The organism is Microcoleus sp. FACHB-SPT15, from assembly GCF_014849525.1.
Taxonomy (GTDB): Bacteria; Cyanobacteriota; Cyanobacteriia; order Cyanobacteriales; family Coleofasciculaceae; genus Symplocastrum; species Symplocastrum torsivum.
The window spans coordinates 50,538-63,406 of the sequence record NZ_JACJNU010000056.1; the positions used below are offsets into that span (position 1 = coordinate 50,538).

Below are 12,869 nucleotides of genomic sequence, written 5' to 3' on the forward strand. Positions count from 1 at the left end.
GTAGATGTCCTTTTTTCCTACTGCAACAAGTTTTGTACCCAACTTGTAGGAATTAGGTTAGCTGTATCTCGAACAATCAAGAAAATACCTAAACCCAGTAATAGAACCAGTCCAGTTTGCATAATGTTCTGCTGGATTTCAAGCGGTAAAGGTTTACCCCGAACCCCTTCAATTAGCAAGAACGCCAGTTGACCGCCATCAAGGGCAGGTAAGGGCAAGATATTAATAACTGCTAAGTTGATGCTAATCAGGGCAGCAAATTGGAAAAGATCGGCAAGATTTGAACGAGCAACATTTGCCCCAATCCGAACTATTTCGACAGGGCCAGAAACCTGTCCAGCCGTTTCGCCAAAGTTACTAATCAGTTGCCCAAAACCTTGAACGATAAGAAGGGCAACACGCTCAAATTCTTCGGCTGCGGTGCTGAAAGCCTCCAAAATATTACTGGCTCGCTTACGCACAATCGTGCCATTGGGAGCAAGCTGCACACCAATCCTCCCTTTACCGTCTTGTCCTGGTTCTGGCTTTACCGTAATTGACAGGCTTTGTTGATTTCGCTGAACTGTCAACTCTAGGGGTTGGTTCGGAGATTTCTGAATCGTCTTTTTCAGTGCCTCCGTCGCTTCTAAACCTGTCCCCAAATCTTGACCATCTATGGCTAAAACAACATCGCCGGGTTTAATACCTGCTTTTTGGGCGATAGCACTACTTTCTGCGGCAACTTGAGGAATCAGAACACCCGCTTCGTTGAAGCCAGGAATCCCAACTGTTCCTGCCTGTGTGACAAGGAGGAAGTAAGCAAAAATCAGGTTGGCAATGACACCAGCGCTAATAACAATCGCTCGGTCTAAAACCGGGCGGTTGCGTAGCAAATTCGGGTCATCAGGAGGAATATCGCTATCGGGGTCATCATCTGGAAAACCAACGAAACCGCCTAGAGGAAAGGCACGGATAGCATACTCAGTTTCTGGCCCTTGGTACTTCCAGAGGATTGGACCAAATCCCAGGGAAAAGCGATTGGCGTAGATTCCCTGAAGACGAGCTGCCATGAAATGACCCAGCTCATGGACTACAATCAAAATCGCCAAAACTGCGATCGCCGCCAAAATTGACATAAGTGTTTTTTAATGTAACGATAGCTTGCGTTTTTTCATTGTACGGTCTGTCGCCAGCTAGCCGCTTGCCTCCTTGGTATGGCAAGTAGCAGTCAGCTTTTACAAGACTTCGCGTCCTAGATAGGGTTGAAGCGCTTCCGGTATCCTCACCGTTCCATCAGGTTGTTGATAGTTTTCTAGAATTGCTGACATTGTTCGCCCAACTGCTAATCCTGAACCATTCAGGGCATGAACCAACTGTGTTCCCTTTTTGCCAGCTTCTTTGAAACGAATGTTGCCCCGTCTTGATTGAAAATCAAAGCAATTTGAGCAGCTAGAAATTTCACGATATTTTCCAGCCGAGGGTAGCCAAACTTCCAAGTCATAGGTTTTGGCAGCAGCAAAGCCCAAGTCCCCCGTACACAGTTCCATAATCCGGTAGGGTAGTTTCAAGGCTTCCAAAATCGCCGCCGCATCCTGAACCAGTTTTTGATGCTCCTCTTCGGACTTACTAGGATGGACAATTTTTACCAGTTCAACTTTATTAAATTGATGGAGCCGAATCAGTCCTCGCGTGTCTCGTCCGTAGCTACCCGCTTCCCGGCGAAAACAGGGTGTATAGGCACAGTGATAGATAGGTAACTCAGATGCCTCTAAAACTTCATCTCGGTAGAGATTAACTAGCGGGACTTCAGCGGTAGGTGTAAGCCATAAATCATCAGGTTCGCACTTGAAGCTTTCTTCCGCAAACTTGGGTAACTGCCCTGTAGCTGTTAGGGATTGGCTGTTGATAAGAAGTGGTGGCATGACTTCCACGTAACCCGCAGCCGTTTGCTTGTCGAGCATGAAGCTAATTAGCGCTCGTTCTAGGGCAGCCCCCGCACCGATTAACGTCACAAATCGACTTTGAGCAATCTTCACCGCCCGCTCAAAGTTGAGAATGCCAAGCTTTTCTCCAATTTCCCAATGGGGGAGAATCTTGTCATTTTGGGGAATGAATTCGTCACCCCAACGCCGCACTTCTACATTTTCTTCTTCACTCTTGCCAACGGGTGTTGATTCGCTGGGTAAGTTAGGCAGGGGTAATAGGAGGGCTTCTATCTCCGCTTTTAGGTCTTTTTCCTGCGGTTCTAAATCACTGAGAGTCGCTTTGATTTGGTTGCCCTCGTCCCGAAGCGCTTGCAGTTCTGGCGCATCAGGAGCGCTACCTGCTTTGATTTTTTGACCAATCAGTTTACCAATTTCGTTACTGCGGGCTTGCAGTTGAGTTCGTTGTGTCTCTAGTTCCCGTTGACGTTGGTTGAGAGCCAGAATTGGCTGAAGGTCATATTGACCAACACCGCGTTTATCTAATCGTTCTTGGACGTTTTGTGGATTTTCCCGAATTTGCTTTAGGTCAAGCACAGATTTTCTCTACTACTGGGCAAGGGTTGCCGACGGCACCAATGATGACGAGTTGCATGAACAGTGCCAATTTCCAGAATACAAGAGGAGTGCAATCGACTGAGTCTTCCCAATGTGACACAGTTCGTTGTCAAAGTACAATTTAGCGATCGCAAAAGTGCTTCGAGCCGCCTGAATCATGACTCCGGGGGGAAAAGGTAAAAAATGCGATCGCACTCTTGAGTAATCTTGCCGAGGAGGCTGATTAGCTTATTTCTAGACGCACCAATGCATTGTAGTCTGGAACTCCTTCCTTAGAACGCTTACTCTTATCCAGCAACACATTCCCTTCCGGCCAATGCACTTGCAAGTTTCCTGGTTTAATGGGTGCAATGTATACTCGCCCTTTTAACTCTCCCAAGTCATTCCTCAGAATTACCGCATCGCCATCCTTTAATCCCAACTGTTCTGCATCAACCTGACTCATCAGCACGGCCTCTCGCACCGCTCCTGTAATCGCATCCTTGCGCTCTTGCACCATGCTGTTGAACTGCTTGCCTCGGCGCGTTGCTACCAGGAAATAGCCCTCTGGTAATTCCCGTTGGGATGGAGATAAGGCTGCAAAATGCGCTTTCCCATCCGGTGTTGGGAAGTTCCAGCCAAAGCATAGATGCGCTCCTCCATACTGAAACTGGTCGCCTGCTTCCTTTAAGTGCTGGATTCCGGCATACTGAGGAATAACCTGGGCAATCTCTTGGCGAATTGCAGACGTACTATCGAACCCAAGCTTATTTGCTAAATCCGGTCGCACGCGCTCAGCCAGTTCCATAAACACGTCCCACTCTGGACGCGCCTCTCCAATCCGAGGTCCAGGAATTTCCGGGCTGAAAATTACCCGTCGTTCAGTGCTGGTTTCTGTAACTCCTCCTGGCACTTCGTAGCGCGTTGTTGCAGGTAGCAGTACTACTGTATTCTCTGGCTCCACAAGCATCTGCGTTGAAAGAACAATATCCATGTGAACCCGCAGGGGTACACGCTTTAGTGCCTCCTCCACATAATCAGGTTCCGGCAAAACCTCTAGGAAGTTGCCCCCTACCGAAAACAACACATCCAGTTGTCCCTCATAGGCAGCATCAATCATTTCCGAAGCAATCAAACCCTGAGTGGTGGGTACTTCAAAGGCCCATTGTTCGCTCAGTTTTGCCGCATTCTCTAGCGTAATCGGCTTACCACCGGGTAAGACAGTGGCGTAGCAGCCCATCTCAGCCCCTCCTTGTACGCCAGAGTGTCCCCGAATCGGCATCAAGCCGCACCCTTCTCTGCCCACGAATCCTTTCGTCAAGGCAAGGTTGATAATTGATAGCACGTTGTCTTCGCCGCACTCATGCTGGGTAATGCCCATGCTCCAAACAAACACAGCTTTGTCAGCTTCACCGACCATTTTGGCAAAGGCATACATCTCCTCGCGGGTTACCCCAGAGATACGCTCTAATTCTTCCCAAGACTGGACAGCAAGTGAGGCTTTTAGTTCCTCAAAATCTGTAGTGTAGCGATCGATAAACGATTGATTTACCCAGCCATTATCAATCATATGTTTGACAGTGCCATTCAGGAAGGCAATGTCCCCGCCCATATTCACCAGGAAGAAGTCTTCTGCAAATTTGGTGCCAAAAAGAGCGCTTTCAGGAATTGAAGGCACCCAGTAGCGTTCCATTCCTGGTTCCCGGTAGGTGTTAATGACGACAATTCGAGTACCCGCTTTTTTTGCCCAATGTAGATACTTGACCGTAACGGGCTGGTTATTAGCAACATTGGAACCAATGAAAACTAATAAATCTGTACCAATCCAGTCTTTGTAAGAGCAAGTGGTAGCGGCTGCACCTAATGCCGCTTTCAGTCCAGCCGTACTCGGAGAGTGGCAAATGCGGGCAGCGTTGTCAATGTTATTGCTTCCCATTGCCCGAACAGCTTTCTGAGTAGCGTAGTAGGTTTCGTTGACAGTGCCCCGGCTGGTAATGTAGAAACTGAGTCGATTAGGTAAGGACGCACGGATACGAGATGCTATGACATCTAAAGCCTCATCCCAGCTAACTTGACGGAAGCCTTTCTCCCCCCGTTGCCGCATCATTGGATAGGGCAGTCGCCCTAAATCACGGAGTTCAGCACTTTTTTTCCCTTTGAGTTGAGAAACCTCCTCTAACAAGTGGGCATCAAAAGCTGGCATCGTATTCATCCGCAACAGCCGTAGCCGAACATTACAGACATGAATGCCATCAACTGTCCAATCTTTCATCCCAGTTGTCCCTAAGGCGCAACCGTCACAGACACCTTTATTAAGAATTTCCCAAGCATAAGGCAATTGGTCTCGGCTCATCCAAGCCGCTCTAAAGACTTCCCAGTAGTTATTCGGGTATTGTTCGCCAATACCGAAAGGTTTCCAACTCGCCCAGTGCGAGGGATTCCAGCCCTTATTGGGTTGACGCAACATAATCGGGGGGATACTCCAAATCTTGCGGCTATATCAAGCTACGATAGGCTGGCAAGTGCCAAGCCTGATAAACATGCTAAATTTTATTTTATTTTACACGGCTACCTATAAATTAATTCCTTAGAGTTTTGGTCTAAATTGCGAAGAATTAAGGTTAAAAATTTTGAAGTAGCGAAATATACAACAAGTGTCAATTAGTTTATCAATCATTAAGTAGATGACAGAATCCTTATGGGAAATCGAACAGCAATTTCAAACTCTATTTAAATTTGCTTCAACTGGCATAGCACTTATTAGTCCCTTAGGAATGCTTAGCCAAACGAACCAGAGTTTTCAAGAACTGTTTGGTTACACAGCAGAAGAACTTAAAAACTTTTCGTTTATTGAACTGACTTATCCAGACGACCGAGGCGAGACTTCTAAAATATTCCAGGAAATACTGGCAGGAAACCGTACTCACTGCAACTGGGAAAAGCAATACTGCCGAAAAGATGGTCGTCTTATCTGGGCTAATGTATCAGCTACTCTTGTCTGTGATGCTAATGACTTGCCTCGGTATGTACTCATAATGATTCAAGATACTTGTGGGCATAAACAGGCACACTCAAGTTTACAGGATGCTCAGGCTCGGCTGGAAAAACAGGTACTTGAGCAAACGGCTGAACTTACACAGATGAATCAGCTACTTAAGCAAGAAATAGCTGAGCGGCAGAAGGTACAGGAATCACTCAAAGCTCAACAAGAATTTTTGCAAACAGTATTTAATCTTTACCCCAATACAATTTTTGCCAAAGGTAGCTTTGCCGTAGTGACTGATGCAAATACGCTTCAGTCAATGGAATCAGAATTGCAACAAGCCAAGGAGCAATTGCGAGCTGTTTTGGATGCTATGCCTGGATTTGTTGCCTGGATTAATTCTGAAGGAAAATATCTGGGTGTCAATCAATATATGGCTAATGCTTTCAATTTGTCCCCTGATAGATTTATTGGGCAAGAATTAGAATTTCTGAAAAACAGCCCTGACTTAGCTAAGTTCATGGCTCAATTTATTTCGGAATCAGCTCAAACGAGTAGTCAAGTTGTTGAAGCGCAAATCAATGGCTCAATCCGAAATTATTTAGTTGCTGCTCAGAAGTACTGTAAAAACTCTCTCGCTGTTATCGTTGGAATTGATATCACAAAACGAAAGCAAGCAGAGGCACAGATTCAAGCATCACTACAAGAAAAAGAAGTCTTACTTCAGGAAGTTCATCATCGAGTCAAAAATAACTTACAAGTCATTTCTAGTTTGCTCGATTTGCAGTCGCAACAAATTGAGGAGCAAGCGACGCTAGAAATATTTCGGGAAAGCCAGAACCGCGTCAAGTCAATGGCTCTTGTTCACGAGAAATTGTATAAATCTCAAGATTTTGCTAAAATTAATTTTGCTGAATATACTGAAAGCTTGACAAATTACTTGTTTAAAGCTTATCAATTCAATCGAGACAAGATTACCTTAGAATTAACCCTTGATGAAGTAACTTTAAATATTGATACGGCTATTCCTTGCGGTTTAATTGTTAATGAGTTAGTATCGAACTCTCTCAAACATGCCTTTCCTAATAATCAATCAGGCACAATTCGCATTAGTATGTTTGCTGATGAAACACAGCAGTTTAACCTCATTGTGGAAGATAATGGGGTTGGGTTTCCTCCGGATTGGGATCTAAAGCAGTCACAGTCACTAGGTATTCAGTTAGTCCATGTTTTAACGAAACAAATCAAGGGTAAAGTTGAACTTAACAACAGCCTAGGAAGCAGATTCTGTGTGAGCTTTCCTGTTATCAAAGATTAGAACAAAGTAGATTATCATTGTGAGAGCGAGACTGTTAATTGTTGAAGATGAAGGCATTGTTGCCTTAAATATTCAAAACCGATTGCAAGGACTTGGATACAGTGTTGTCGCAACTGTTTCTTCTGGAGAAGAAGCAATCCAAGTGGCAGGAGAAACTAGACCTGACCTAATCCTAATGGATATCAAACTAGACGGAAACGTTGATGGAATCGAAGCAGCAGCAGAAATTAATCGTCTTTTTCATCTCCCAGTTGTATATCTAACTGCTTATACCAACGACGAAACTCTCAATCGTGCCAAACTTACAGAACCCTATGGATATATCCTTAAACCTTTTGAGGCAAGGGATTTATGCACGACGATTGAAGTAGCTCTCTATAAGTATCAAATGGAGCAGCAGTTACGGGAAAGAGAGCAGTGGTTAGCAACAACGCTCAAAAGTATTGGTGATGCTGTAATTACAACTGATACAGAAGGCTTAGTAACCTTTATGAATCCGGTAGCTGAAGCGCTTACCCGTTGGAGCCTAGAAGAAGTTATTGGTAATGATTTAACTCAGGTTTTCCAAACAATCAACGAAAAAACACGAGCGGTTGTACAGAATCCGGTACTGTTGGCACTCCAACAAGGTATTACTGTTGGTTTAGAAAACCATACTTTACTTGTAACCAAGGATGGCGCTGAAATTCCAATTGATGACAGTGCGGCACCGATTAAAGATGAGGTTGGCAAAATCCTGGGAGCAGTTCTCGTCTTCCATGACAATATTGAGAAACAGCAATCAGAAGCACGTTTACAAAAGAATAATGAGCGACTAGAAGCTGAAGTTGCAAAGCTGTCTGAACAGTTAAGTCAGGCAAATGCCCAATTAAGACAAATGGAGGAACAGTTACGAATAGAGATGGCTCAACGCCAATGCTTAGAAAGAGAACTGGAATTAGGTCTTGAAGAAGAGTGAGAGTAACGGTTGCACTTCCTGTGCCTCCACTTGGGCCAGTCAACGAGGATTGCCGCAACTCTACACCCTGCTTCAGCCAAATACTCGTAATCCTTCTTTAGCCTTGGAATGCTTTTATATTCTCTTAACAAAATCCTTCTACAAGAAATTTATATTTAGTAAGCTTTAATCAGCCTAAATTAAGATTCGATGAAGCTTGACTGAAGAAACTTGACTTCAGTTAACCTTGTGCTAAAACTATTGTTAATCAGTAGCCGAAACTGTAGGTGCAGTCTCTAGAAGTGTGGACACAATAGAAGAAAGGAACTGGACACAGGAAAGCCGTCACAAGAATCGGGGAAGTGCTAAGTTGTTTGCCCCGATGGTGAACTTCAATGAATTGGCTGATGTGGGAGAGACTCCACCCTAAGCTTAGCCGTCATTACTTAAATATTTGCAAACTATTAAATAATCACACTGAGCTGAAAGGGAATAAAGGGCATTTCCTTTTGAAACAGGTTTGTCTGATGAGAGAGTTTAAAAACAGTAGCGTAGTTAACTGTTTTTAAACTGAGATTTAGGGTTCTCTAGTCTGCCTTAGGTAGATGGGAATGAAAGAGCAATCCTGAAGTCGCGTTGTATCTCTTAATCATAATCAGCCAAAATCCGAGTGTGACTATTTAGCATTCATTAGTATTTTTGGCATTGTTGCGCCATCTGGCGTTGCAGGTTTGCCCTGTAAAAGTTTGTGCTGCAAAACTACCGAGTACAGCGTTATTCAACCCGAACACAGCTATCTGTCATGCTATTTAATTCTCCTCAATTCATTTTTTTATTTTTACCAGTCACTCTTTTTGTCTTTTTCCAGATTGGTAGACGAGGTTATTTCCAGTTAGCAATATTATGGTTAGTTGCCGCTTCTTTATTTTTCTATAGTTGGTGGAACCCAGTTTATCTAGGATTACTAATTTTCTCACTGCTGTTCAACTATGCTGTGGGTTCTGCCCTAAGCCAGCGCTTCACACTACCTATTAACCAAAAGTTGCTACTGACTTTAGGCATTGCAGTAAATATAGGTTTGATTGCTTACTATAAGTACGCTAATTTTTTCGTTGATACGGTTAACGACCTAAGCGGCACAGCTTTTAATCTGAAGACGATTATTCTGCCTCTAGGTATTTCATTTTTTACCTTTCAGCAAGTTGCCTATTTGGTGGATGCTTATCGAGGAGAAACTAAAGAATACAACTTTCTTAACTACTGCCTTTTCGTTACCTTTTTCCCCCAACTGATTGCTGGTCCAATTGTCCATCACAAAGAGGTGTTGCCTCAGTTTACGCAGCGCTCAATTTATCAGTTTAACCAGGAAGATATGGCAGTAGGCATCACGATTTTCTCAATGGGGCTATTTAAGAAAGTCATGTTTGCTGACAGTGTTGCTGTCTATGCTACCCCTGTGTTTAATGCTGCAACTCAGGGTTTACCTATTACATTCTTTGAAGCTTGGGTTGGGGCACTAGCTTACTCATTGCAGCTCTACTTTGACTTTTCTGGATACTCCGATATGGCAGTTGGTGCTGCCCGGATGTTTGGGATTAAGCTACCTGTCAACTTTAACTCGCCCTATAAAGCGGTGAACATTAGCGATTTTTGGCGGCGGTGGCATATCACTCTTTCTAACTTCTTGCGAGATTATCTCTACATTCCTCTGGGTGGTAATCGTAAGGGAGAACTACAACGCAATACGAACTTGATGATTACCATGCTGCTGGGCGGATTGTGGCATGGTGCAGGTTGGAATTTTGTCTTTTGGGGTGGATTACATGGGTTCGGCTTAGTCGTCAATCATCAATGGCGTTCGTTCCGGAAATCGCTGGGACATGATTTGAAAAAGAGTCACTGGTGGAGTCGGGGGTTAAGTTGCTTTGTGACATTTATTTTTGTCGTAGTTGCATGGGTTTTCTTTAGAGCAGAGAGCATGGCACCTGCGATCGCAATTTTGAAGGCAATGAGCGGTGCCAACAGTATTTCATTGCCATCCTCCCTATCAACGAAGCTAGCCTTTCTACAAAGTTGGGGCGTGCAGTTTGATGGCTTAATGCTAAATCTCAAAGCAAGCTCTACAGAAGTAATTCTCTGGATTGGTTCTCTACTATTAATTACTTGGTTCACTCCCAACACTCAGCAATGGTTGTCTCAGTACAAGCCAGTTCTCAATCAACCGTCGGTTGGTACATCTTCAGGTTGGGGCGATCGCTTATGGCAGAAGTTACAATGGCACCCCACTTCTTTGACTAGCTTTTTGATCAGCCTCGTTACCTTTTTTACGCTTCTCAAGGTTTTGTCTGTAACCCATAGTGAATTTTTGTACTTCGATTTCTAACCATGAAAAAACTAGCGAAAAATTTTAAAGCATATAACCGACTCATCACTATCAATTTTGCGGTTTTCTCTGTTTTTATCATCTTGCTGTCATTGATTCTAGAGCAGCGTAAATTATTAACTGCACCTCAGTTTCTTGCTAGCATCAGCTTTGACGAGAAAGCGAGATTTCTTAAGGATGTAAAACCGAAAAACTCTTCATTAATTGCGGTCGGTTCATCCATAGCCGTTAATCATATAGATTCATCTCTTTTGAAGGATGCCAAGGGTAATCAAATACCGTTCACAAACTTTGCTTCTTATGGTTTGCAGATGGTTGATCTGAAAGACTTAGTTGACTTCTCTGTAGACTTGAGTGGCAAGCCTAAGACAGTGCTAGTTTTATCAGCTCCTGTTGACTTTCAGTCCTGCTCACCCAATAAAAAAATGGATGCTCACTATGTATCCTTAAAGAATCTTCATCGGGAGGATGCTGTTAACTATATTCAGTCAGGTATTGCTGCTGTGTACTACCATGCTAAATACCAAACTCTGTCGAGAATGCTAGACCCTGGCTTGATGCTAGAGGTCAGGAGACAAAGAACAACGAATAATACACTTGACTCACTAAACTTTGACTCCAGTGGCTCGGTTTTACTAGAAGTGCCAAAAGAAAATATTCCACCTGATCGATGGGAAGGAAAACAATGGTCTAAGGTCATGAGCCAGCTAAGTCAGCAAGAGGCTTGCTATAATTCTTTAGAAAATCTTGTCAACTATACCAAACAAAATGGTATGAATTTAGTGTTTGTCTTATCCCCAATCCGGCAGGAGTACTTAAGTGAGTTTGACTCAAATCAAAAGAATATGAGTTCTCATAGAGAACGCTTACAATTAATTTTGGGCAAATTCAACTATTCACTAATAGATGCCCACACTGACTTACAGCTTTCAGATGAATATTTTGTAGATGCGTTTCATTTAAACAAAAAAGGTTCTCAGATTTTAACTAAATATATAAGTCAAAAACTGAATGGTGTATAAATAGAACGCCTGAAGGTGATATCTCGATAATCAATCCGTTCTCTACCTCAAAAAACCTTATGGCTGCTGTGTCGCCAGTAGGGGAGCGGCTTGTAGTAGTGTTTTAGTGTAGGGATGTTGGGGATTGGTGAATAATTCGTGGGTAGCACCGATTTCAACGATCTGACCACTATTCATTACAGCGATACGATCGCATAAAAATCTCGCCAGCCACAAGTCGTGAGTAATGAACAAATAGGTAAGGTTAAATTCCGCCTTCAACTCCAGCATCAAATCCAGCACCTGCGACTGGACGCTGGCATCTAGCATACTCACAGGTTCATCGCAGATTAGCAGACTAGGGCGCGTAATTAAAGCCCGTGCGATCGCAACTCGTTGCTGCTGTCCTCCCGATAAATCACCTGGATAGCGATGATAGTAATCATCTGTCGGTGTTAGACCTACTCGTTCCAGCATCTCTATCACCTGACTTTTTGCCTCATCAGGAGTCGCCAGTTGATGAATAAATAAGGGGTCAGCAATACTTTGTCCCACTGTCATCAATGGGTTCAGGCAAGCATGGGGGTCTTGAAAGACCATTTGGATTTGACGCCGTGACTGCCGCAGAGACTGCCGCGATAACTGAGTTAAATCTTTACCCAGAAACTCAACAGTTCCAGAAGTTGGGCGAATTAACTGCAAAATGGTACGGGACAACGTACTCTTGCCACAACCTGATTCTCCCACCAGTCCGAGAATTTCACCCGGATTGAGTTCAAAGCTTACATTGTCTACGGCTTTGATGTAGGTCGCCTCTTTTCTGAAAACCAGTTGCTCAATAAAATTACGTTCTAAAGTGTAGTACTGCTTTAAGTCTTTAACTCGTAATAGTGGTGAGGTGTTAGCCGTTAAGGTTGAAGTGTCTGCTTTTAACGGTTGCTCGTCTACAGCTTGAATATGGAGTGCTGCTTCCAGAAGCGATCGCGTATACTCATGCTGGGGTCGCCGGAGAATCGTTCCCACCGCACCCTTTTCTACAATCTTCCCCCCATACATCACTGCTATGGTGTCGCAATATTCCCCTACCATTGCCAAGTCGTGAGAAATCAGCAGCAGCCCCATTTCTCGTTCACGGCACAGTCGTGTCAACTCCTTTAAAATCTGCGCCGCAACTGTAACATCAAGGCTAGTCGTTGGTTCATCAGCAACAATCAGCTTCGGGTTGAGTAATAAAGCAAGTGCGATCGCAACTCGTTGCCGCATTCCTCCGCTAAACTCATGGGGATACTGTGACCACCGATTAGCATCAATCTTCACCGCATCCAGCGTCTCAAGAGATCTTTCCTTACTCTGACTTCTTGATAGCTGGGGCTGATGCGCTTGTAAGGTTTCAATGCAATGTTCCCCAATCGTCATCAACGGGTCAAGCCGAGTCATGGGGTCTTGAAACACCAACGCCACGGCTTCCCCACGAAACTGACGCATCTGAGCCGGGGTCAAATCAAAAACCGATTGCCCTGAAAACCTTACTCGTCCTTCAATTCGTGTTGATTCTGGTAAGAGGCGCATAGCAGCACGTCCCAGCGTTGACTTGCCGCAACCTGACTCTCCCACCAATCCCAATCGTTCTCCAGCATCCAGCGTGAACGAAACATCATCAACTGCCCATTGGAGCGTTGGTGCTGAACGGCTTTGGGGATAAGCCACCCGCAAATTTTCTACACGAAACAGGGCTTCACTCATTTTTAG

At 44.2% G+C, this 12,869-nt stretch carries 10 protein-coding genes; 5 read left to right on the top strand and 5 right to left on the bottom strand.

The annotated features are described in order from the left end of the window. Positions 1-17: 17 nt before the first annotated feature. The 4 genes from rseP to H6F98_RS22515 form a co-directional block, all read right to left on the bottom strand. Entirely contained in the window at positions 18-1,115 is a 1,098-nt protein-coding gene (rseP, locus tag H6F98_RS22500) for an RIP metalloprotease RseP (protein WP_192220947.1), read from the bottom strand. 99 nt (positions 1,116-1,214) lie between these two features. Then, complete coding sequence (gene serS, locus H6F98_RS22505; protein WP_192220948.1) at positions 1,215-2,498, bottom strand: serine--tRNA ligase; 1,284 nt, start codon at positions 2,496-2,498, stop codon at positions 1,215-1,217. A 12-nt stretch (positions 2,499-2,510) separates the two neighbouring features. After that, the gene (locus H6F98_RS22510; RefSeq protein WP_192220949.1) at positions 2,511-2,714 is read right to left on the bottom strand and encodes a hypothetical protein; all 204 of its coding nucleotides are present in this window, start codon (positions 2,712-2,714) and stop codon (positions 2,511-2,513) included. A 28-nt stretch (positions 2,715-2,742) separates the two neighbouring features. After that, positions 2,743-4,965 carry an FdhF/YdeP family oxidoreductase gene (locus H6F98_RS22515; RefSeq protein ID WP_192220950.1) on the bottom strand — a complete coding sequence of 741 codons (2,223 nt, stop codon included), beginning with the start codon at positions 4,963-4,965 and terminating at the stop codon, positions 2,743-2,745. 217 nt (positions 4,966-5,182) lie between these two features. Here H6F98_RS22515 and H6F98_RS22520 point away from each other — a divergent pair, with 217 nt between their 5' ends. From H6F98_RS22520 to H6F98_RS22535, 5 genes are all read left to right on the top strand, one after another. Beyond that, the gene (locus H6F98_RS22520) at positions 5,183-6,799 is read left to right on the top strand and encodes a histidine kinase dimerization/phosphoacceptor domain -containing protein (protein ID WP_192220951.1); all 1,617 of its coding nucleotides are present in this window, start codon (positions 5,183-5,185) and stop codon (positions 6,797-6,799) included. Positions 6,800-6,818: 19 nt separating this feature from the next. Further along, positions 6,819-7,757, top strand: a complete 939-nt coding sequence (locus H6F98_RS22525; RefSeq protein WP_313929920.1) for a response regulator — start codon at positions 6,819-6,821, stop codon at positions 7,755-7,757. A 283-nt stretch (positions 7,758-8,040) separates the two neighbouring features. Beyond that, positions 8,041-8,166 carry a hypothetical protein gene (locus H6F98_RS34200; RefSeq protein WP_277927607.1) on the top strand — a complete coding sequence of 42 codons (126 nt, stop codon included), beginning with the start codon at positions 8,041-8,043 and terminating at the stop codon, positions 8,164-8,166. 318 nt (positions 8,167-8,484) lie between these two features. After that, entirely contained in the window at positions 8,485-10,119 is a 1,635-nt protein-coding gene (locus H6F98_RS22530) for an MBOAT family protein (RefSeq protein ID WP_313929921.1), read from the top strand. A gap of 2 nt (positions 10,120-10,121) precedes the next feature. After that, on the top strand, positions 10,122-11,141 hold the full coding sequence (locus H6F98_RS22535; protein ID WP_192220952.1) for a hypothetical protein: 1,020 nt from the start codon (positions 10,122-10,124) through the stop codon (positions 11,139-11,141). A gap of 57 nt (positions 11,142-11,198) precedes the next feature. Here the strand turns inward: H6F98_RS22535 and H6F98_RS22540 are convergent, their stop codons facing one another. Then, positions 11,199-12,863, bottom strand: coding sequence for an ABC transporter ATP-binding protein (locus tag H6F98_RS22540; RefSeq protein WP_192220953.1), 1,665 nt, complete (start codon positions 12,861-12,863; stop codon positions 11,199-11,201). Positions 12,864-12,869: the final 6 nt, after the last annotated feature.